19 protein-coding genes are annotated in these 21,737 nt (G+C 70.5%); 7 read left to right on the top strand and 12 right to left on the bottom strand.

The window, feature by feature from the left end; all coding sequences use genetic code 11:
• The first annotated feature begins 13 nt into the window (after nt 1–13).
• Genes ACFSVL_RS45445 through ACFSVL_RS45425 form a run of 5 tightly spaced genes read left to right on the top strand, consistent with a single transcriptional unit; the run spans nt 14 to nt 3,912 of the window.
• Complete coding sequence (locus ACFSVL_RS45445) at nt 14–679, top strand: response regulator transcription factor (RefSeq protein ID WP_378314196.1); 666 nt, start codon at nt 14–16, stop codon at nt 677–679.
• 3 nt (nt 680–682) lie between these two features.
• Nucleotides 683–2,071: a sensor histidine kinase gene (locus tag ACFSVL_RS45440; RefSeq protein WP_378314194.1), complete on the top strand. Its 1,389-nt coding sequence runs from the start codon at nt 683–685 to the stop codon at nt 2,069–2,071.
• Nucleotides 2,068–3,009 (top strand): TAXI family TRAP transporter solute-binding subunit, encoded by a 942-nt coding sequence (locus ACFSVL_RS45435; protein WP_378314193.1) that lies wholly within the window; start codon nt 2,068–2,070, stop codon nt 3,007–3,009. The genes ACFSVL_RS45440 and ACFSVL_RS45435 overlap by 4 nt, the downstream gene beginning before the upstream one ends.
• 16 nt (nt 3,010–3,025) lie before the next feature.
• Nucleotides 3,026–3,451 carry an acyl-CoA thioesterase gene (locus tag ACFSVL_RS45430; protein WP_378314191.1) on the top strand — a complete coding sequence of 142 codons (426 nt, stop codon included), beginning with the start codon at nt 3,026–3,028 and terminating at the stop codon, nt 3,449–3,451.
• Nucleotides 3,451–3,912, top strand: a complete 462-nt coding sequence (locus ACFSVL_RS45425; RefSeq protein WP_378314189.1) for a tRNA (cytidine(34)-2'-O)-methyltransferase — start codon at nt 3,451–3,453, stop codon at nt 3,910–3,912. The genes ACFSVL_RS45430 and ACFSVL_RS45425 overlap by 1 nt, the downstream gene beginning before the upstream one ends.
• A 204-nt stretch (nt 3,913–4,116) precedes the next feature.
• On the opposite strand, the gene ACFSVL_RS45420 is transcribed toward ACFSVL_RS45425, so the two are convergent.
• The 4 genes from ACFSVL_RS45420 to mobA form a co-directional block, all read right to left on the bottom strand.
• Nucleotides 4,117–5,097, bottom strand: coding sequence for a VWA domain-containing protein (locus ACFSVL_RS45420; protein WP_378314188.1), 981 nt, complete (start codon nt 5,095–5,097; stop codon nt 4,117–4,119).
• Between the two features lie 49 nt (nt 5,098–5,146).
• Nucleotides 5,147–6,028, bottom strand: coding sequence for a DUF58 domain-containing protein (locus tag ACFSVL_RS45415; RefSeq protein WP_378314215.1), 882 nt, complete (start codon nt 6,026–6,028; stop codon nt 5,147–5,149).
• 76 nt (nt 6,029–6,104) lie between these two features.
• Nucleotides 6,105–7,169 carry an AAA family ATPase gene (locus ACFSVL_RS45410; RefSeq protein ID WP_037806526.1) on the bottom strand — a complete coding sequence of 355 codons (1,065 nt, stop codon included), beginning with the start codon at nt 7,167–7,169 and terminating at the stop codon, nt 6,105–6,107.
• A gap of 112 nt (nt 7,170–7,281) precedes the next feature.
• Nucleotides 7,282–7,833, bottom strand: a complete 552-nt coding sequence (mobA, locus tag ACFSVL_RS45405; protein ID WP_378314186.1) for a molybdenum cofactor guanylyltransferase — start codon at nt 7,831–7,833, stop codon at nt 7,282–7,284.
• 128 nt (nt 7,834–7,961) lie between these two features.
• Here mobA and ACFSVL_RS45400 point away from each other — a divergent pair, with 128 nt between their 5' ends.
• Nucleotides 7,962–8,756, top strand: a complete 795-nt coding sequence (locus tag ACFSVL_RS45400; RefSeq protein ID WP_378314184.1) for a GNAT family N-acetyltransferase — start codon at nt 7,962–7,964, stop codon at nt 8,754–8,756.
• Here the strand turns inward: ACFSVL_RS45400 and ACFSVL_RS45395 are convergent.
• On the bottom strand, nt 8,746–10,122 hold the full coding sequence (locus ACFSVL_RS45395; RefSeq protein ID WP_378314213.1) for an NlpC/P60 family protein: 1,377 nt from the start codon (nt 10,120–10,122) through the stop codon (nt 8,746–8,748). The two genes, ACFSVL_RS45400 and ACFSVL_RS45395, sit on opposite strands and share 11 nt — an antisense overlap.
• Nucleotides 10,123–10,484: 362 nt before the next feature.
• Here ACFSVL_RS45395 and acnA point away from each other — a divergent pair, with 362 nt between their 5' ends.
• Complete coding sequence (acnA, locus tag ACFSVL_RS45390) at nt 10,485–13,292, top strand: aconitate hydratase AcnA (RefSeq protein WP_378314183.1); 2,808 nt, start codon at nt 10,485–10,487, stop codon at nt 13,290–13,292.
• A gap of 257 nt (nt 13,293–13,549) precedes the next feature.
• Here acnA and ACFSVL_RS45385 read toward each other — a convergent pair whose 3' ends face one another.
• From ACFSVL_RS45385 to egtC, 7 genes are all read right to left on the bottom strand, one after another.
• A complete protein-coding gene (locus ACFSVL_RS45385) occupies nt 13,550–15,148 on the bottom strand; it encodes a phospholipase C (protein WP_378314211.1) in 1,599 nt (532 codons plus the stop codon).
• 19 nt (nt 15,149–15,167) lie between these two features.
• Nucleotides 15,168–16,322, bottom strand: coding sequence for a Dyp-type peroxidase (locus ACFSVL_RS45380; protein WP_378314182.1), 1,155 nt, complete (start codon nt 16,320–16,322; stop codon nt 15,168–15,170).
• Nucleotides 16,319–17,467 carry an EfeM/EfeO family lipoprotein gene (locus ACFSVL_RS45375; RefSeq protein ID WP_378314180.1) on the bottom strand — a complete coding sequence of 383 codons (1,149 nt, stop codon included), beginning with the start codon at nt 17,465–17,467 and terminating at the stop codon, nt 16,319–16,321. The genes ACFSVL_RS45380 and ACFSVL_RS45375 overlap by 4 nt, the downstream gene beginning before the upstream one ends.
• 106 nt (nt 17,468–17,573) lie before the next feature.
• A complete protein-coding gene (locus tag ACFSVL_RS45370) occupies nt 17,574–19,205 on the bottom strand; it encodes an alpha/beta hydrolase (protein WP_378314178.1) in 1,632 nt (543 codons plus the stop codon).
• A gap of 333 nt (nt 19,206–19,538) precedes the next feature.
• Complete coding sequence (locus ACFSVL_RS45365; protein ID WP_378314176.1) at nt 19,539–20,009, bottom strand: nitroreductase family deazaflavin-dependent oxidoreductase; 471 nt, start codon at nt 20,007–20,009, stop codon at nt 19,539–19,541.
• On the bottom strand, nt 20,002–20,973 hold the full coding sequence (gene egtD, locus ACFSVL_RS45360; protein ID WP_378314175.1) for an L-histidine N(alpha)-methyltransferase: 972 nt from the start codon (nt 20,971–20,973) through the stop codon (nt 20,002–20,004). The genes ACFSVL_RS45365 and egtD overlap by 8 nt, the downstream gene beginning before the upstream one ends.
• Nucleotides 20,970–21,734, bottom strand: a complete 765-nt coding sequence (gene egtC / locus ACFSVL_RS45355; RefSeq protein WP_378314174.1) for an ergothioneine biosynthesis protein EgtC — start codon at nt 21,732–21,734, stop codon at nt 20,970–20,972. Before egtC ends, egtD begins: the two co-directional genes overlap by 4 nt.
• Between the last annotated feature and the right edge of the window lie 3 nt (nt 21,735–21,737).

Below are 21,737 nucleotides of genomic sequence, written 5' to 3'. Positions count from 1 at the left end.
CGGGAGGACGGCCGTGCGCGTGCTGCTCGTGGAGGACGACACCGGGGTCGCCCGGGCACTCGCCGAAACGCTGCAGGCGCACGGCCACTCCGTCACCGCGGTCGGCCGCGGCAGCGACGCGCTCACCCGGCACCGGGACGCCGACCTGCTGCTGCTCGACCTCGGGCTGCCCGATCTCGACGGGCTCGACGTGCTGCGCAAGATCCGCCAGGTGTCGCCGGTGCCGGTCATCGTGCTGACCGCGCGCGACGACGAGCGTTCCGTCGTCCGCGCGCTGCGTTTCGGCGCGGACGACTACCTGGCGAAACCGGTGCGGATGGCCGAGCTGCTGGCCCGGATGGACGCCGTCGTGCGGCGGGCCGGCGGCTCCTCCCCCGCGCCGAAGGACCCGGTGGTGCAGATAGAGGACGTCGAGATCGACCTCGGCGCGCGCCGGGTCGTCGTCAGCGGCCGGGACATCGGGCTCACCACGAAGGAGTTCGCCGTGCTGGCGGTGCTCGCCGCGCGGCCCGGCACCGCGGTGAGCCGGCAGCAGCTGATGGACGAGGTGTGGGGCGACGCGTACCTCGCCGTGTCGCGCTCGCTCGACGTGCACATGACGCAGCTGCGCGCGAAGCTCGACCGCCCTGGCCTGCTCACCACGATCCGCGGCTTCGGCTACCGGCTCGGCCGGAGCTGATCGGTGCGCACTCGCCTGCTGGCTGTCCTGGTCACGCTCGCGCTCGCGGTGGTGGCGGCGTTCGCCGTGCCGCTGCTGTCCGCGACCGCTGATCAACGGACCCAGCAGCTGGTGATCTCGCGCAGCAGCGACGTCGACCGCTTCGTGGTGCTCGCGCAACAGGCGGTCGATTCCGGCGACGCGACCGCGTTGAACGCTGACGCGCGGCAGTATTCGTCGTTATACAGCGAAGGCGTCCTGATCGTCGACGCGCAGCGGCAGCCGCTGGTCGAAACCGGCGGTCTGACCAGCAGCGATCCCGACGCGCGGATGATCATCGAGGCGACGCTGCGCAACGAGCCGGAAGCGCCGGTCGAGCGCATCCGGCCGTGGTCGGACGAGCCGGTGCTGTTCGCCCGTCCGGTCGGCACCGGGACGCGGGTGTCCGGTGTCGTCCTGCTGCGGGCTTCGGTGACCGCCGCGGCCGGTGACGTCGCGGCCGCGTGGAGCGCGATCGCGGCCGGAGCCATGGTGGTCGCCGCACTGTTCGTGCTGCTCGCGGTTCTGTTGTCGCGCTGGATGGTGCGGCCGCTGGTGGAGCTGGAAACCGGGGTGCTGGCGGTGGCGGGCGGACGCCGGGCGCAGGTGCCGGAACGGTCCGGGCCGCGCGAGCTGCGGTCGCTCGCGGCGTCGGTGAACCGGATGTCCGACGCGGTGGTCGAGTCGGCGAACCAGCAGCAGCGGCTCGTCGCGGACACCTCGCACCAGCTGCGCAATCCGATGGCCGCCCTGCGGCTCCGGCTCGACCTGCTCGGCACCGAGGTCGAGAACCGCCCCGCCTACGACGCCACCGTGGCAGAAGTCGAACGGCTGGAACGGATTCTCGACGGCCTGCTCGCCCTCGCGACCGCCGAAAGCACCGCGACCCGGCTGGCCGCCCGTGCCGACGACGAGCCGGCCGACCTCGCTGCCGTCGTGGCGGAGCGGGTCGACGCCTGGCGGCTGTCCGCCGACGAAGCCGGCGCGACGCTCGTGCCGTGCGCGGGCCATACTGAACCGCTGCTGGTCCGCACGCCGGAAAGCGAACTGGCGCAGATTCTCGACGTCCTGCTGGACAACGCCGTCCACCACGCCGGTCAGGGAGCGACCATCACCGCCGCTTGGGAATCCACTTCGGACACTGTCACGCTGATCGTCAGCGACGACGGTCCCGGCCTCCCGGCCGAGGATCTCGCCCGCGCCACCGAACGGTTCTGGCGGGCAGGCGGCGACGGCGCGCCGCGCGGGACCGGGCTCGGGCTGGCCATCGCCCGGGAGCAAACCCGCGCCAGGGGCGGCGTTCTGGAGCTGCGCGCGGTCGAACCGCACGGCCTGCAAGTCCGGATCACGCTGCCCGCGGCGGTGGCGCCGTGACCGTCACCCGCCGCGCCGCGCTCCTCGGCGGCCTCGCCCTCACGCTCGCCGCCTGCGACGACACCTACCGCGGCCCGGACCGGAAGATCACCATCGCGGCCGGCGAACCCGGCGGCTTCTACCTGGCCTTCGCCGAGGTACTGGCCGCTGAACTGTCCCGCGCCGAACCGCGGCTGCACTGCAGCGCGCTGCGCACCGAGGCGAGCGTCGAGAACGTCGAACGCGTCCGTGACGGCACCGCGGATTTCGGGCTGTCCCTCGCCGACGTCGCGCAATCCGCCGTCATCGGCGGGACGCCGTTCGGGAAACCCGTTCCGCTGCAAGCACTCGGCCGCGTCTACGAGAACTACCTGCAGCTCGTCGTCCGCGCCGAAGACCGCCTCACCGACCTGCGCTCGCTCGCCGGCCGCCCGATCTCGGTCGGCGCGGGCCGGTCCGGCGCGGCCCAGCTGGGCGAACGGGTCTTCGCCGCGAGCGGCGTCCGGATCCAGGCGCAGCACCTGCCGTTGAACGACGCCGTCACCGCGCTGCACGACCGCCGGATCGACGCGTTCCTGTGGTCCGGCGGCATCCCAACACCCGCGCTCGCCGACCTCAACCGCGCGACGCCGCTCGCGCTCATCCCGCTCACGTCGGTGCTCCCCCAGCTGCGGAAGGCGTACGGGCCGCTGTACGAGCAGGTCCAGGTGCCCGCCGGGGCGTACCGCGGGGTCGGCGCGCTCGGGACCATCGGCGTCGCGAACCTGCTGGTCTGCTCCCCCCGGCTGCCCTTCGACGTCGCCGCGGCCGTCGTCCGGGTGCTCGCCGAACGCGCCGCCGAGCTGGTGCCCACGCAGGCTGTCGGCACGCAGTTCCTCGACGTCCGAACGCTCATCGGCACCCAGCCGGTCCCGCTGCACCGCGGCGCGGCCGACACCTACCGCGCCCTGCACGGGTGATCGCTAGATTGGTCGGGTGACCGAACGCCGACCTCTCGCCGAAATGCCCCTGCGCGTGCGCTACCACGAATGCGACGGCCAAGGGATCGTCTTCAACGCGCATTACCTCGCCTACGCGGACATGGCGGCGTTCGAGGTCGAGAGAGCGCTCTTCGGCTCGCATGACGCACTGCTCGCGACCGGCGTCGACGTGGTGGTCGCCGAGTCCAACCTGCGGTACTTCGCGCCGTGCCGCTTCGACGACGAGCTGGTGGTCTCGGTGTACCTCGTGCACCTTGGCACCACGTCGATGCAGTTCGAGCTGGAGATCCGGCGCGGCGACACGGTGACGACCGAGATCCGGCTGCGGTACGTGTGGGTCGACACCGAGAACTACCTCAAGGCCGAACCCCCGCCGGAGGTGCGCGCGGCCTACGCGAAGTACCTCCCCGAGGCGGCGTGATGTTCCGAGTGCTCTTCTACCGCCCCGAAATCCCGCCTAACACCGGCAACGCGATCCGCCTCGCCGCGAACACCGGCTGCGAGCTGCATCTGGTGGAGCCGTTGGGGTTCACGTTGGAGGACAAGCAGCTTCGCCGCGCCGGGCTCGACTATCACGATCTTGCGCGAGTCCATGTGCATGCTGATCTGGCTGCGGCGTGGGAGGTTTTGCTGCCGTCGAAGGTGTACGCGTTCAGTGCTACGGCGACGCGGCTCTACACCGAGGTGTCGTACTCGCCGGGCGACGTGCTGATGTTCGGGCCGGAGTCCGCTGGGTTGCCGGACGAGGTTCAGCACGCGCCGGAGGTCAGCGAGCGGCTGCGGCTGCCGATGCTGCCCAACAACCGGTCGCTGAACCTCGCGAATACGGCAGCCATCGCGGTGTACGAGGGTTGGCGGCAGAACGGCTTCGCCACTCCGTGAAGGACTTACGGCCAACGCCAAGAACTTCAAGCTGCGTGCCCCCAGCCCACCCACTGTCCACAAAGGACTTCAGTGTTGCCGAAATGCCCGATTGATGGCCGCGTGCCGGTTTCCTCATGTCCGTGAGGGGAACCCTGAGGGAATCTGATTCCGTCAGGGTTCCCCTCACGGACAGCAAGCCGCGCCCGCAGCGCCTTCACGGACCTACGGCAGTCTCTGGCCGAACAACAGCGCCGTAGCCGCCCCCGCCATCAGGATGATCGTGCCCAGCACCACCCACGGCTTGCTGGCGTCCGCGTTCTTCAGCTCGTACCCGATCTGCTCGCCCAGGTCGGCGTACACGCGTTTCAGCTCGTCCGCGCTCGCCGCCTTGTAGAACTCGCCGCCGGACAGCTTCGCGATCTCCCGCAGCGATTCGTCGTCCACCCGGACGTCCTGCTGCTTGCCCTCGATGTCGACCGAGCCGTGCTCAGTACCGAACGAGATCGACGAGATCGGCATCTGCGCTTGCTTCGCCGCTTGTGCCGCGGTGTACGCGCCGCGCGGGGCGTACAGGTCTTCCGGCACCGTCTGCTTGCCGTCGCTCATCAGCACGATGCGCGCCGGCGGCGGGCCGTCCGCGCCGCCGACCACCGCGGAGAAGCTCTGGATCGACTGCATCGCCGCGTAAATGCCCTCGCCGGTGGCGGTGGACTGCGCGAGCTTCAGGTTGTCGATCGCCTTCGAGACGCCCGCGCGGTCCGTCGTCGGGTTGACGAGCACGGTCGCGGTGCCGGCGAACGAGATCAGGCCCAGGTTGACGCCCGGCGTCATGTTCTGCGCGAACTGCTTCGCCGCGTCCTGTGCCGCCTTCAGCCGCGTCGGCGCGACGTCGGTGGCTTCCATCGACAGTGACACGTCGATCACCAGCATGACCGTCGCCCGGTTGCGCGGCACCTTCTGCTCGGCCGTCGGACCGGCGAGCGAGACCGTCAGGAACAGCAGCGACAGCACGATCAGCACCGCGGGCACGTGCCGGATCCAGCCCTGCGCCTTGGGCGCGACCTTCTCCAGCAGTTCGAGGTTCGCGAACCGCATCACGCGGCGGCGGCGCTGCCGTTGCGCCAGCACGTACGCGGCCGCCACCGCGGCGACCGCGATCAGCAGCAGGAACCACCACGGCGAACTGAATCCGGCGAGGCTCATGCCGTCGCCTCCTTGCCGCGTTCCCCGGACAGTCGCTCGCCAGCCGCGCTCATGCGACACCTCCGGACCAGCGGCGCTTGCGGGCGACCACGAACCGCACCATGTCCGCGATCCAGTCGGAATCGGTGCGCAGCACCAGATGCGCGGCCCCGGCCCGGCGCAGCCCGGCCGCGACCGCCTGCCGGTGCGCGTTCGCCGCCGCGCCGAATTCCTTGCGCAGCAACGCCGAAGCGTGCACCTCGCGCTGCCGTCCGGTCTCCGGGTCGGCCAGCACCACGGTGCCGACGTCCGGCAGGTCGACGTCGCGCGGGTCGACGATTTCGATCGCGATCAGTTCATGCCTTCCGCCGAGCGCCCGCAGCGGGCGCTCCCAGTCCATCGGGCCGAGGAAGTCGGAAATCGCCACCGCGAGGCCCCGTCGGCGCGGCGGGCGGCGCAGCTGTTCGAGCGCACCGGCGAAATCACCGCGGACGCCCTCGGCCGCCCGGGGAGTCTCCGCCAGCCGCCGGACGAGCCCGCGAGCGTGCGGAAGACCGCCGCGCGCCGGCAGCCGGGTGGTGCCTTCGCCGTTCGACACGAGCGCGCCGATCCGGTTTCCGCCACCGCCGGTGAGGTGCGCGACGGCCGCAGTCGCACAGACCACCAGGTCGCGTTTCTCGCACAGCGCGGTGCCGAAGTCGAGGCTCGCCGACATGTCCGCGACGACCCACGTCTCCAGCTCGCGGTCCGCGACCGTCTCGCGGATGTGCGGCGTCGTGGTGCGCGCGGTGACCGCCCAGTCCATCCGGCGCACGTCGTCGCCCGGCTGGTACGGCCGCGCTTCGCCGGGCTCCGAACCCGGCCCCGGCACGAGACCGAGGTGGTTGCCCTGGAGCAGTCCGTCGAGACGGCGGCGCACTTCGAGTTCGAGGGTCCGCAGTCCCGCTTCCATCCGGTCGCCGCGCAGGATCGGCGGCGCCCAGCCGGGACGTCCGCCCGGTTCTTTCGAGGAGGTGCCAGCCACGCCGTTACCTGACAGGCGCGCCCGCCGGCACTGGGCCGGCGCCGCCCTGCGGCCGGGCCGAGACCTGCGGCAGCGGCACGGTCTGCAGCACGCGGGTGACGATGTGGTCCACCGGGACGCCGTCGGCCAGCGCGTCGTAGGACAGCACGAGCCGGTGCCGCAGCACGTCCGGCACGACGTCGACGACGTCCTGCGGGAGCACGTAGTCCCGGCCGCGCACAAGCGCCAGCGCCCGCGCCGCGGCGATGATGCCGAGGCTCGCGCGCGGCGACGCGCCGTAGGACACCCAGCCCGCGACGTCGGAGAGGCCGTGGTCGTTCGGGGTGCGCGTGGTGAGCACCAGCCGCACGACGTAGTCGACCAGCGCGTGGTGCACGAACACCTGCGACGCGACGCCCTGCAGCCGCACCAGCTCCGCCGGGCTCAGCACCTCGTGCGGCTCCGGCGGCGTGACGCCCATCCGGTAGATGATCTCGCGCTCCTCCTCGGCGGAGGGGTACTCGACCAGGATCTTGAACAGGAACCGGTCGCGCTGGGCTTCCGGCAGCGGGTACACGCCCTCGTTCTCGATCGGGTTCTGCGTGGCCAGCACGAGGAACGGGTCCGGCATCGGGAAGGTCTTGCCGCCGATCGACACGTGCCGCTCGGCCATCACCTCCAGCATCGCCGACTGCACCTTCGCCGGGGCGCGGTTGATCTCGTCGGCGAGCACGAAGTTCGCGACCACCGGGCCCAGCTCGACGTCGAAGCGCTCGGCGCCCTGGCGGTAGATGCGCGTGCCGAGGATGTCGGCGGGCACCAGGTCGGGGGTGAACTGCACGCGGGAGAACGAACCGCCGACGACCCGCGCGAACGTCTCGACCGCCAGCGTCTTCGCGACCCCGGGCACGCCTTCGAGCAGCAGGTGCCCCTTCGCCAGCAGCCCGACGAGCATGCGCTCCACCAGCCGGTCCTGTCCGACGATGACGCGCTTCACCTCGAACACAGTGCGTTCCAGCAGCTGGGCGTCCCGCGCCGGGGTGCCGGGCTGCTGCCCGTTCGCGCCCTCGGCGAAGCCGGGCTCGGTCACTCTTCCTCCAGGGGTTTCCACGTCTGCGTGCTCGCCCGCGACCCTACTGCGTCGCCAACTTCCCGCGACGGTAGCCAATCGCATTGCCAGTGTGACAGCTGTGAAGCCCCTGTCAGCGGTGCTTTTCCAGGTCCTCCGGCGTGTCGATGTCTTCGCTCTCGCCCGGTTCCGCGGCCGCCTCGGCGATCCGCAGCCCGCCGAGGGTGCGGCGCAGCGACGCGTTCTCCGGATGCTCCGGCATCGCCTCGCGCAACGCCGCCGTACGCCAGGCGCTCACCAGCCATTGCCGCTCCCCCGTCGCGTCCACGAGCACCGCTCCGTCCGCATCGGCCACTGTGGACCGCAGCCGGTCCACTGTGGAGCGCCGGATGCCGGGCAGATCAGCGGCCAGGAGCACGACGATCTCTGTGTCCCCGACGGCTTCCAGCCCCGCCGCCAGTGCGGCCACCGGCCCGGCGCCAGGAACTGCCTCGCGGGTCCAGACGACGCTGTCGTATCCCGGCCGCCGCGGCCCGCACACCACGACCGGGTCCGCTCCGGCCAGCGCCTCGACGGCCCGGCCCAGCAAGGACATCCCGCCGACCCGCAGCTCCGGCTTGTCCACTCCGGACAGCCGGCGCGCGGCTCCGCCGGCCAGCACGATCCCGGCGAACTGGTGAGTCATGGGACCAGCCTGCCTGCCGCCCACCTCGCGCGCACCAGGGGGTCGTGAGTGGCAATCCCGGTTAGAACCGTGATCGCCACTCACGAGAAACCCGCGCGCTCCGGGTCGGGCCGCGCTAGGTTGCCGAAGTGCCCGATGCCGCTCTGTTGCTCGCCGCTTACGACCGCGAGGTCCGGCAAGCCGAGCTGACCCAAGCCGAACCCGGACAGCAGCTGACGCTCGACGGCCCGCTCGCCCGCCTCACCGGCGGCCGCCGCGGGTTCGTCTCCGGACCGCCCGACCTCGGCGTGACCGGCGGCGCGCTCGACGAGCTGATCGCCCGCCAGCGCGCGTTCTTCGCCGCCCGCGGCGAGGAGTTCGAGTGGAAGACCCGCAGCCACGACCGTCCCGCCGAGCTTCCCGAGCGGTTGCTTGCCGCCGGATTCGCCCCGGAGGAAACCGAAACCGTCCTGGTCGCCCCGCTGGACGCCGTCGCCGCCTCGGCTCCCCCGTCGACCGACGTGGTCGTGCGCGAAGCCGACGGCCGCGACGATCTGCTGCGCATCGCGACGCTCTCGGCTTCGGTGTTCGGCCACGACGAGGCCGCCGTCGCCGCGGATCTGCTCGCCCGGGCGCGCGCCGATTCCGGGACCACCACACACGTCGTGGCTGAAGCGGAGGGCCGGTTCGTCGCCGCGTCCCGCCTGGAACTCGTGCCCGGCACCGGATTCGCCGGACTCTGGGGCGGCGCGACCCTGCCCGAATGGCGCGGCCGGGGCCTCTACCGGGCGCTCGTGGCGCACCGGGTCGGCACTGCCCGCGCGCGAGGGGTGTCCTATCTCCAGGTGGACGCGCTGCCGACCAGCCGCCCGATCCTCGAACGACTGGGCTTCACCGCGGTCACCGAAACGACGCCGTACGTGTGGAGCCCGCTCAGCCGATGAGGCGCGTCGCGTACGGCATGATCCCGCCGTAGCGGACCGACGTCACGCGCACGTACGAACCCGACTGCGGGGCCTCGACCATCTGCCCGTTGCCCAGGTACAGCGCGACGTGGTGGATGCCGCCCGAACCGCCCCAGAAGAGCATGTCGCCGCGGCGCATCTGCGACAGCGGCACCCGGCGGCCCGAGGTGTACTGGTAGCCGCTGAAGTGCGGCAGGCCCTGAACGCCGGCGAAGGCGTAGATCATGAGGCCGGAGCAGTCGAAGCCGATCTTGCGGTAGTCGCCGTAGCGGTCGGCCACGCCGCCGTCGCGGATGCCGCGGGTCGGGCCGCTGCCGTTGCCGCCGCCCCACGCGTACGGCATGCCCACCTTCGACAGCGCCCGCGCGATCACCGCTTCGATCGAGCTGCCCGCCGCCGGGGAAGGACGACGGCCGCCGCCCCCGCCGCCGTTGTTGTCGTTGTCGTGGCTGTTCGCCGCCGCCCGCAGCGCCGCCTGCCGCGCGCGCTCCTCGTCCTCGCGCTGCTTCTGCGCGAGCCAGTCCTGGTAGCGCTGGCGCTGCCCCTGCAGGCCGTTGACCTTCGCCTGCGCGGCGTACAGCTGCTGCTCGACGGAGTTCTTGTTGGCTTCCAGCAGCGTGTTCTGCGCGGCCTGGGACTGCTGCGCGGACACGGCGGCGGACTGCGCGGCGTCCGCGGTGCCCTTCGCCCGGGTGGCCGCGTTCTGCTTCTGCTCCGCCAGCTCCAGCGCCTTGCGCGCGGCCGAGTCCTTGTTGGCCTTCTCCGTCTGCGCCTGCTGGAGCCGGTCCATCGCGTTGAGCCGCGAGCCGCCGATGGCGTTGAGCAGCTGGGCGCGGGCGAGCAGGTCCTTCGGGCTGTCCGAGGTCAGGTACGCCGAGACCGACCCGATCGTGCTGCCCTGCTCGAAGCTCGCGGCGGCGAACTTCTTCGCGTCCGCGCGGGCCTTCTCGATCGCGCCGACCGCCGCGTCCGCCTCCTGGCGCGCCGACTTCGCGTCGTTCTGCGCCTGGGTGGCCTCGTCCTGCGCGGTCTGCAGGTCGACCAGGGCCTTCATGGCCTGTTCCTGCTTCAGCTCGACGTCGTCCTGCAGCGCGCTGAGCTTCTGCTCGGCCTGCGCGAGCTGGTTGGTGAGCCGGCCGACCTCGCCCGCCTTCGCGCTGGCGGCGCCCTTGGCCGAGTCGATCGAGGAGTCGCTGGGGTTCGGCGGCGGCGGGGGCACCGCGAGCCCGGTGCCGGTCGCGCCGAGCAGCGCCACCAGGGTGACCGTCGCGATCGTCAGGCCACGCCGCGCACCGGCGCCGCGCACCAGCGCGCCCGCCGTCCCGGACCGTCCACGCCGGACCATCACGCCCGCCACCTCCGCTTCCTGGCTGCCGTGCGCGGGCACACCGCGCACCACTGCAGTCACACCACTATCACAAGCCTCAGGAAGAACTTACACATCGCGGAGATCATTTCCCCTGTTCGGGGGACGTGGCGGCGCGGCGCGTCGGGATGGCGCACGTCACTCCGCGTGTCGTCTTGAACGAAATACAGGACACGCGTACTGTTTGGGGAGACGGACGAGGTGTGCCCTCCCGGTTCCGGTCCTACGGTGGGGGTGCGCAAGACTCGCCTGGGTCGACCCGACGACCCGGATTACGACACCGAACTGACCCGGGAGGACACGCCGGCGGCGGCGTGGAATCCATGCCACTGGAGTTAGACGTGACTGCACCTAGCAAGGACAGCTTCGGCGCCAAGGACACCTTGCAGGTGGAAGAGAACTCGTACGAGATCTTCCGCCTGGACAAGGTCGAAGGCGCCGCGCGGCTGCCCTACAGCCTGAAGATCCTCCTCGAGAACCTGCTGCGCACCGAGGACGGCGCGAACATCACCGCCGACCACATCCGCGCGCTCGGCGGCTGGGATCCGAACGCGGACCCGTCGATCGAGATCCAGTTCACGCCCGCCCGGGTGATCATGCAGGACTTCACCGGCGTGCCCTGCGTGGTCGACCTGGCCACCATGCGCGAGGCCGTGACCGCACTCGGCGGCGACCCGGACAAGGTCAACCCGCTCGCCCCGGCCGAGATGGTCATCGACCACTCGGTGATCATCGACGTGTTCGGCCGCGCGGACGCCTTCGAGCGCAACGTGGAGATCGAGTACGAGCGCAACCGCGAGCGCTACCAGTTCCTGCGCTGGGGCCAGGGCGCCTTCGACGAGTTCAAGGTCGTCCCGCCGGGCACCGGCATCGTGCACCAGGTCAACATCGAGCACCTGGCCCGCACCGTCATGGCCCGGGGCGGCCAGGCGTACCCCGACTCCTGCGTCGGCACCGACTCGCACACCACCATGGTCAACGGCCTCGGCGTGCTGGGCTGGGGCGTCGGCGGCATCGAGGCCGAGGCGGCCATGCTGGGCCAGCCGGTGTCGATGCTGATCCCGCGCGTCGTCGGCTTCAAGCTGACCGGCGAGATCCCGGCGGGCGTCACCGCGACCGACGTCGTGCTCACGATCACCGAGATGCTGCGCCGCCACGGCGTGGTCGGCAAGTTCGTCGAGTTCTACGGCGAGAGCGTCGCCCAGGTGCCGCTGGCCAACCGCGCCACCATCGGCAACATGAGCCCGGAGTTCGGCTCCACCGCGGCGATCTTCCCGATCGACGACGAGACCGTCCGCTACCTCAAGCTCACCGGCCGTTCGGCCGAGCAGGTCGCGCTGGTCGAGGCGTACGCCAAGGAGCAGGGCCTCTGGCACGACCCGTCGCACGAGGCGCAGTACTCCGAGTACCTCGAACTGGACCTGTCGACGGTGGTCCCGTCGATCGCCGGCCCGAAGCGCCCGCAGGACCGCATCGAGCTGTCCGACGCGAAGTCCTCGTTCCGCAAGTCGGTGCACGACTACGCCGAGGACGAGCAGCCCACCCCGCACACCAACGTCGACGAGACCGTCGAGGAGACCTTCCCGGCCTCCGACCCGGCCGCGCTGTCGTTCGCGGACGAGACCGCCGTTCCGGTGCAGTCCGCGGCCAACGGCGCCACCGGCCGGCCGAGCAAGCCGGTCAAGGTGTCCACCGCCGACCGCGGCGAGTTCGTGCTCGACCACGGCGCCGTGGTGATCGCCTCGATCACCTCGTGCACCAACACCTCCAACCCGTCGGTCATGCTGGGCGCGGCGCTGCTCGCGCGCAACGCGGTCGACAAGGGCCTCTCGGTCAAGCCGTGGGTCAAGACCTCGATGGCGCCGGGTTCGCAGGTCGTCACCGACTACTACAACAAGGCCGGTCTCTGGCCGTACCTGGAGAAGCTGGGCTACCACCTGGTCGGCTACGGCTGCACCACCTGCATCGGCAACTCGGGCCCGCTGTCGGACGAGATCTCCGCCGCGATCCAGGAGAACGACCTCACCGCGGTCTCGGTGCTGTCGGGCAACCGGAACTTCGAGGGCCGGATCAACCCGGACGTCAAGATGAACTACCTGGCGTCCCCGCCGCTGGTCATCGCGTACGCGCTGGCCGGCACGATGGACTTCGACTTCGCGACGCAGCCGCTCGGGCAGGACACCGACGGCAACGACGTGTTCCTGAAGGACATCTGGCCGTCGCCGCAGGAGATCCAGGAGACCATCGACTCCGCGATCACCCAGGAGATGTTCACGAAGGACTACGCCGACGTGTTCGACGGCGGCGAGCGCTGGAAGTCGCTCCCGACGCCGACCGGCAAGACCTTCGAGTGGGACGGCGAGTCCACCTACGTCCGGAAGCCTCCGTACTTCGACGGCATGACCGCCGAACCGGCCCCGGTGCAGGACATCGCGGGCGCCCGGGTGCTGGCGAAGCTGGGCGACTCGGTCACCACCGACCACATCTCCCCCGCCGGCGCGATCAAGGCCGACACCCCGGCCGGCCGCTACCTGACCGAGCACGGCATCGAGCGCAAGGACTTCAACTCCTACGGCTCGCGCCGCGGCAACCACGAGGTCATGATCCGCGGCACGTTCGCGAACATCCGGCTGCGCAACCAGCTGCTGGACGACGTGCAGGGCGGCTACACCCGCGACTTCACGGTCGAGGGCGCCCCGCAGGCGTTCATCTACGACGCGGCCCAGAACTACGCGGCGGCGGGCACCCCGCTGGTCGTGCTGGGCGGCAAGGAGTACGGCTCGGGTTCGTCGCGCGACTGGGCGGCCAAGGGCACTTCGCTGTTGGGCGTGCGCGCGGTGATCACCGAGTCGTTCGAGCGCATCCACCGCTCGAACCTGATCGGCATGGGCGTCATCCCGCTGCAGTTCCCGGAGGGCGAGTCGGCGTCGTCGCTGAAGCTGGACGGCACCGAAACGTTCGACATCAAGGGCATCACGAAGCTGAACGAGGGCGAAACCCCCCGCACGGTGCACGTGACCGCCACGAAGCAGGACGGCACGAAGGTGGAGTTCGACGCGGTAGTCCGCATCGACACCCCCGGCGAAGCGGACTACTACCGCAACGGCGGCATCCTGCAGTACGTGCTGCGCAAGATGACCCAGTCCTGACAGCCTGACCCAACAGCTGTGGCCCGCCCCCGTTCAACGGGGGCGGGCCACACTGCTTCCCGCCACCACCAGACCCACCCCAGCGAGGCACCCACACCACCCCCGCACCCCGATACGAAGCCTCCCTGCGGGCGGCGGGTGTTTGTCAAGGCATCTTTCCCGCCTTGACAAACACCCTCCGCCCGTCAGCACACTTGGGCTTCGGGGTGCCCCACGCAAGCTCTCGGTCGCAATGTCGCCGCCAGGCGACGAGCCGCCTACCCCACCACAGCCCCAGTCCGAGGATCCACCTTCACCGTCTTCGCCCGAGGATGCGAAAAGTCGAACATCCCGCCCAACGACCCCGCCATCACATCGAACGACCCGCCGCCAATCCGCCCCAAACGCCAGTTGTCCTCAACAAACCGCAACACCGAAGTCTGATCCGTCATCGTGTGATCAACATAATTCACCTTGCTGTACGGCGAAATCACCAGCAACGGCAACCGAGGCCCATACCCGCACCGATCCGCGAACCCGCCCAGCTTCACCGGCTTCGAGGTACAGACCGACGCATCCTGCCCCGAGTCATGGGACCCGTTCACGACCTTCGACGCGACGTGGTCGTACCACCCGTCCGAATCGTCATAAGCCAGCACAATCGCAGTGTTCTTCCACTGCGGCGAAGCCTGGATCCGGTTAACCTCCTCAGCCACAAACGCCTGCTCGTCCAACGGATCCGAATACCCAGCATGCCCGTCCTGATATTCAGGCGCCTTCAAAAAACTCACCGCAGGCATGACCCCCGCAGCAAGTGCGTCATTGAAGTCCCGAACGTCATACTGATGGTTAGCCTGATCCTGCTGCCCCACCGCATGCAACGACGACGGCGGCAGATGCTTCCGATTCGAAGTCGACTGGTAGTACTGGAACGGCTCGTGATGCGGGCTGTAGTCGACCGACGCCTGCCCACCCACATTAGGATGCTTAGTCCCGCAAACGGCATACCCGTTCGCCTCACCAGTAGGCCGGAACCCACCCTCGAACCAGCCCCACGTAACCCCACGCGCATTCAACAGATCCCCGACATTGCGGCCCTGGAACGCGCCGAGATTGTCCGTCGCGGTGTGGTTCTTGTCCGAGCAGTCGTCGAACGCCGGGTCGGGGTCGGTGATCATGGTGCCGACACCGTGGGAATCGGGCGACGCCGCGGTGTGCGGATCGACCTTCGGCTCACCAGTGACCGAATCGACCGGCTGCAGCCCATGCGTCTGCCCGGAAACAAGATTGATCGCACCAGGACTGGACGGTCCGAACACAGTGTTGAAGGAGTTGTCGCTCAGCGCGTAATGCTGAGCATAATTCCACATCGCGGTAACCGTATTACCGTCGAAGTAGTTCATCACCAGCCCAGGCTCACCGAACAACACTGGCTGCCCGGTGCACTTGTCCTTCTCGGTGTACTCGACGAACTTGTCCATCTTGCCGCCGTTGAACGCGGCCTGTTCCTTCTTGTAGTCGTGCGCCTGGTCGCAGGTGAGCGCCTGGTCCGGGCTGAGTCGCTTCGGGTTGTAGGCGTTCGGGTTGTGCTGCAACAGCTCCGGAGTCAGCCCGTTGACCTTCGGCGTACCCGGCGCCGCATGGAACGGAGTCCCGTTCTCATTCGTCGCATGAGGATAAGTCCCGAAGTAATGATCAAAAGAGATATTCTCGCCAAAGATCACCACCACATGCTTGATCGGCGTAGCAGTCCCGAACGTCTCCGCGGCGACAGCACTCCCCGGCACCGGAGTCGACGCCGAACTGCTCGCGCACGCCGCCGCCAGCGCCGCGGTCGCTGCCAGCGCGGCTGCCGCGGTGGCCCTCCTGGTCCGCATCACTCCGTGCTCCTTCCGCTCAGCCCAGCACCGCCCGGCCGTAGTGGTCGGCCGGACCCGTCACGCCCGGGAACAGGTGGAAATACCCGCCCCCGAACGGCGAGACGTAGTCGGTGAGCGGCTCGCCGGCGAGCCGCTTCTGCACGGCCTCGAACTGCTGCTCGAGATCGCGCTGGTAACAGGTGAAGACGAGGCCCATGTCGAGGTTGCCGTTGGCGTCCACGCCGCGGTCGTAGTTCACCGCGCGGCGCAGGATCCGCTGCCCGTCGGTCTGCGGGGTGCGCGGGTTCGCGAGCCGGATGTGGCTCGTCAGCGGGACGACGGTGCCGATCGGGTCCTCGCCGTAGCGCGGCACGTCCTGCTCGGCCGCACCGTCGAGCGGGGCACCGGTGTCGCGGCGGCGGCCGATCATGTTCTCCTGCTCCGACAGCGACACCCGGTCCCAGAACTCGACCAGCATCCGGATCAGCCGGATCACCTGGTAGCTGCCGCCGTCCTCGGTCCACACGAGACTGTCCGCTTCGGACGGTGCCGGGTTCGCGGTGCCGTCCTTGAAGCCGAGCAGGTTGCGCGGCGTCCCGGCCGGGCGCGGCGGCGAGCTGAACCCGTCGATCTTCCAGCGCAGCTGCATCCCGCCTCTGGTCGCGCGGGCGATGTCGCGCAAGGCGTGCAGCACGGTGTCCGGTTCGGCGGCGTTGAGCACGAGGCTCAGGTCGCCGTGGCACCACTGGGGATCGAGCGCGTCGTCCGGGAACATCGGCATCTGCTTGAGCTTCGGAGGCTTGCGCGCGGCGAGCCCGTACCGGTCGTCGAACAACGACGCGCCAGCGCCGACGAGCACCGACAACTGTCCTTTCGGGACTTCCGGGCCGAGGACGCCGGAGTCCGCAGGCGGTCCGGAGATCCCGACCGACGCGGGAGCGCCGCCGCTGGTGAGAAACCGCGCGCGATCGGTAAGGTCCTTGAGCAGGGCGGTGAGTTCGGTGCGAGTCTCGGCGACGACGTCGAACGCGGCGACCACCGAGTGTCGCGCTGGTTCCGCCAGTACAGCCGTCTGACGCGGACCGTGGAACGGGACCCCGGCCGCCGTCGCGCTGCCGGACAGCCCGAGCAAGCCCGCGCCCGCCCCGGCGGCGGCCGCTCCGCGCAGGAACGCGCGCCGTCCCAGCGTCACGACACCCTCCTCGGCTCCGCGATCGCCGCGACTGGCGCCAGCCGTTCGGTCAGCTCGGCGACGTCGGCGTTGATCCGCTGCCGCTGCTGCCGGTCAAGCGCGGAGAGCGGTTTCCCGGCGACCGCGTGCAGATCGCGATCGGTGCGGGCGATCCACGCGTCGAGGTCTTTCAGGCCCGGGAACCGGGTGGTCAGGAGGGGACGCAGCACGTCGAGCACGGCGCGGGTGCCGGTGAGGTTCGCGCCCGCGGTCGCGAGGTTCGAGCCGCTGCCGTAGTCGGTGCGGCCGGTCAGCTCGAACTGGAGGGTGTTCTCCATGATCTCGTGCGCGCGCAGGCCGAGGTCGTTCTGGTCGATCTGGGCGTCGGCGAACGAGGAGCGCAGTTTCTGAACGGCTTGGTCGAGCTGGTCGGCGACCGGAGCCAGCGCGGGCATCGATTCGTTGTGCCACAAGCCGTTCTCAAGTCGGTGGAAGCCGGTGAAGCCGGGATCCGCGGCCCCGTCGGGCAGCCCGGCGGTGGTGCCGTTGATCGCGCCGTCCGAGTCGCCGAAAGCGTCGTAGGCGGCGCCGAGCCGTTCGTAGGTGAGGTGTGCGGTGAGCCAGGCCTGCTGTGCCGCACCGCGATTCCCCGACCGGACGGCTTGGGCCAGCGCGGCGGTCTGGCCGGTGAGGGTGCCGAGGCCGTCGGCGACATAGCCGTGGTACTGCTTGAGCGGCCTGAGGAGATCGGCGTTGGTCACCGGCACCACCGCCGGCCCCGGCCGGTCCGCGCCGCCGGTGACCTGCACAGCCGGCCCGACGAACGGCGTGCCGTCCTCAGGCGCGCAACGCAGGGCGTACGCGCCGTTGCCGAGGTTCACCGGCAACGCGCGCGTCGTGCCCGGGCCGACGCCTTCCAGCTCCCCGAAAACCGTGCCGGTGGCCGGGTCGACGAGGTCGATCTCCATCGTGACGGCCGCGTTGTTGCGGACCTGGAGGGTCTGCGGCCCGGCCGGCGGCGCGGTCCAGCCGTCGCCGCAGGCCGAGCGCGAAACCTGGACCGGGCCGGACTGGGCGGGCGAGCCGGAGCAGCCGGCGAGCAGAGCGGTCCCGGCGAGGACCGCCGTCCACCTGGCCGCGCCGAACTCGCCCGCCCAGCGCCGCACGTCAACTCCCCTCAGGTGAACTTCTGGCGGACACTTTCACCGATCCGCCGACAGCTGACAAGAGGGTCGTGCCGTTATGCCCGGTTCCGGGCGGAAGATCAACCGATCAGCTCTGCGCGGGCGAGGTGAAGGGCTGCCGGTCCGGCTGGAACACCTGCCCGTCGGCGGGCACCTTCAGGTCGATCAGGTACGCGGCGGTCGCGTCGTCCACGCCCCGCGCCCGGCCGAGGATGCAGTGCCCGAACGAGTCGACCGACAGCAGCCGGGAGTTGCCCAGTTCCTCGGCCATCCGCTGGCCGTACCGGTACCGGGTGGCCGGGTCGTAGAAGTTGCTGACCACCAGCACCGGCGTCGCGGTGTTCGCCCGCCACGGCCCGCGGTACGGGTCGGACGTCTTCGCCGCGGGCCACACCGGGCAGGCGGCGATGTCGGAGAACACCTGGTAGCGGCCGAACGTCGGCGATTCACGGTCCGCCTTGGCCGCGATCCCGGGCACCTGCTCCTGCTTGATCCGCATCGGCTTGTCCGCGCAGTTCACCGCGAAGTAGGAGTCGTTGCCGGTGTACGGGCTGTCCGGGGCGAGGTCGACCAGACCGCCGCGGCCCGCGGAGAGCGTGCCCTTTCGCGCGGACTGGGCCTGCAACGACGGGTGCAGCACCGAGTACGCCTGCTGCAAGCCCGCGGCCAGATCGGCGAACCCGTCCGGCGAATACAGCGCGCTCGACGTCGCGCCGACGAGCGTGCCGAGATCGACCTTCGTGCCGTCCGGCAGCGTGATCGGGTCGGTGCGCACGTGCTCGCGCAGTTCGTCGTACTTCGCGCGCGGATCGCCGCCCGCACTGAACGCGCACTTGTCGCCGACCTGGGCACAGCGCTTGAGGAAGCCGTCGAGCGCGATCTCGAAGCCCTGCGCCCGCCCCAGGTCGTAGGTGACGCCGTCGTTGGTGCGCAGTTGCGGGTCGACGTTCCCGTCGATCACGATCGCCCGCGTCTGCTTCGGGAACATCGCCGCGTAGGTGGAGCCGACGAGGGTGCCGTAGGAGAAGCCGGTGTAGGTCAGCTGCTGGTCGCCGACCGCGGCGCGCAGCTTGTCGAGGTCACGCACGACGTCGCGGGTGGACATGTGGTCCAGCAGCGCGCCCGCGTTGCGGCGGCAGAACTGGCCGTAGTCGCGGTACCCGGCAAGCGTGCCGGAGATTTCCTTGCGCGACAACGGAACCGGCAGCAGCTGTCCCTGGACGTCCGCGGCGTCCTCGGCGGTGGTGAAGCAGCGCAGCGAGTTGCTGGCCCCGATGCCGCGCGGGTCGAACCCGACGAGGTCGAAGCGGTCCATCACCTGCGGGCGGAAGTAGCGGTCGCCGGAGATCGGCATCCGCAGCCCGGATCCGCCCGGACCGCCCGGGTTCAGGAACAGCGACCCGATCCGCTGCCCGGGCACCTTGGCGGCGCGCTTCATCAGCGCGATGTCGATGGTGCCGAGCGACGCGTCGTCGTGGTCGATCGGGACGCGGTACCGCGAGCAGCTGTACAGCTTCAGCTGGTCTTCCGGGACGCCGCGCAGCTGGTCTTTGGTGCACTCCTCCCACTTGACCGGCGCGGTGCGCGCGATCTCCGCGGGTTTGGCCTGCTGCGCCGCCGGGGCGGCGGGCGCCGCGACGGCGGTTCCGGCCAGCCCGGTCAGCGCGGTCGCGACTGCCGCGACCAGTGCTCCGGTTCGTGCTCTTCTCGATCCGCGCACGTGGATTCTCCCCTGTTTGCGCGCCCGCCTGATTACGGGGCGTCACCGAGACTGGCATAATCCGGCCAAGGCGGGCACCGGCCAAACGGAGGAACTCAGGGTTCCGACGGGCGATCGACGCGCGGCCGGGCTCCTGGGGAGACCAGGCCGGACCGCCGGGAAACCGGCGCGGCGCTCTCGCCTCCCGCCGCCACCCCAGGCATCAACGCCGCCGAAATGCCCGATTGACGCCCCGCCTGGCCGTATTCGCAGGTCCGCGAGGGCCGCCTTGAGGGAATCAGGTTCCCTCACGGACGGCAATCCGGCGTCGGACGCCGCGGTGCTCCGGAGCGTTCAGGAGCGGGACAGGACGAAGACCGGGAACTCCCGCCCCGCCTCGTTCCGTTCCATCTCGTAGCCCGGCCAGAACTCGAGCAGTTCCGCCCACATCCGGTCGTACTCCTCGCCTTCCAGCTCGCGCGCCTTGACCTCCATCTCGCGGCCGCGCAGGGCGACCGTCGCGCGCGGGTTCTCGCGCAGGTTGTGCGTCCACGCCGGGTTCTGCGGGCGGCCCCAGTTGGAGCCGGTGAGCACGAACTCGCTGCCGTGCGGGTAGTACAGCAAGTTCGTGCTCCTCGGCAGGCCGCTGCGCCGTCCGGTGGTGGTGAGCCGCAGCGACGGCAGCCCGGCGAGGCCGACCAGGGTGACCCGGCCGCCGAACCACCGGTGCAGCTGCCGGTCGGTCGCGATGATGGCGCGCGAGGCGCTCATCAGCAGGGGCTGGGTGCCGAGCTTGCGGGCGAGTGCCGCGAGAGGGTTACGCACGCTCTGATCTTGCCAAACTCACCCCGAACCGCTGCTGTGAGTCTGTCCACCATTGCTCCAGCGCGAACCCGGCGGCGTTGAGTTCCGCCTCGACGCCGTCCGGCCGGAACTTCGCCGACACCTCGGTGCGGACGTGCTCGCCCTCGGCGAACGGCACGATCAGGTCCGCGCCGGGGATGCGCACCTCCAGCCGATGCCGGGCGCGCAGCCGCATCTCGATCCACTCGTGGTCAGCGTCCCAGTACGCGACGTGCTCGAACTCGTCCGGGTCGAAGTCCGCGCCCAGTTCGGTGTTGATCACGCGCAGCACGTTGCGGTTGAACGCCGCCGTGACGCCGGCCGCATCGTCGTACGCCCGCTCCAGCGTTTCCCGGTCTTTCACCAGGTCGGTGCCGAGCAGCAGCCACTCCCCTTCGCCGAGCACGTCCCGCACCGAACGCAGGAACTCCGCGCGTTCGCCGGGCAGGAAGTTGCCGATCGTGCCGCCGAGGAAGGCGACCACCCTCGGCGCGGTGCCGGGCAGCAACTGCAGGTGCTGGGTGAAATCGCCGACGACGCCGCGCACGTCGAGCTTCGGGTAGTCCGCCGTGATCGCGGCGGCTGCCTCGGCGAGCGCGCTCTCCGACACGTCCATCGGCACGAACGCTTCGAGCGTGCCGTGCGCGGTGAGCGCGTCCAGCAGCAGCCGGGTCTTCTCGCTCGACCCCGAGCCCAGCTCGACGAGCGTGTGCGCGCCGGTGCGTTCGGCGACCTCGGCCGCCCGCCGCGCGAGCACCTCGCGCTCGCTGCGGGTCGGGTAGTACTCCGGCAGCGCGGTGATCTTCTCGAACAGCCTGCTGCCTTCGGCGTCGTAGAACCACTTGGGCGGCAACCACTTCTGGTCGGCCGTGAGCCCTTCGCGCACGTCCGCGCGCAGTTCGGCGGCCACGTCGCGGCGATGGCTCTCCAGGTCCGCTTCGGTCATCGGGCGGTGCTCCGTTCCAGGGTCAGGGGAAGGATGTCGACGCCGGCCGCGGTGGCGCGCACGGCGTGGTGGTCGGGCACGGCGGTCCAGGCCGGGTCCGGATCGCACGGCTCCGACGCCAGCACCACGCCGGTTTCCGTGCGGCGCACGGACAACGCGTGCGTCCAGGCGGTGCCGACGAGCAGTTCGCCGTCGGTGAGCAGGAGGTTCAGCCGGGAGCCCGGGGCGACCGCCTCGACCTCGCGCACGAGGGCAGTCACCGCTTCGAGCGGCTCTTCCCCCGCGCGCAGCCGGGCACGCAGCAAGGCCCACAGCAGCGCGGAATCCGTGGGCGCTTCGAGCGTGAACAGCTCGGTGACGTCCAGCCGTCCGGCGAGCCCGCGCATCGAACCGGGCCAGCCGCGCACCACGCCGTTGTGGCTGAACAGCCAGCGGTCCTGCGTGAACGGCGCGGCGGCCGCTTCGGTGACCGGCATCCCGGTGGTTCCATTGCGCACCGCCGCGACGAACGCCGTGGTGCGCACCGAAGCGGCCAGCGCGGGCAGCGTCTGGTCCGTCCACAACGGCTCGCGGCGGCGGTACCGCTGCGGCGGCGCGCCCGGCTCCGGGTACCAGCCGAGGCCGAAGCCGTCGGCGTTCACCGAACCGCCGCCGCGCATGTCGAGCGGCGCGTACGACTGCACGAGCAGCGCGTGCGGCGCGGCGAACATCAGCTCCGCCGGGGACACCGGCGCGCCGAGATAGGCGAGATGACGGCACATCCG

Source organism: Amycolatopsis silviterrae, from assembly GCF_042684085.1.
Classification (GTDB): Bacteria; Actinomycetota; Actinomycetes; order Mycobacteriales; family Pseudonocardiaceae; genus Amycolatopsis; species Amycolatopsis silviterrae.
Note: the sequence above shows the minus strand (reverse complement) of the source record. Positions and strands in the feature narration are given on the sequence as shown.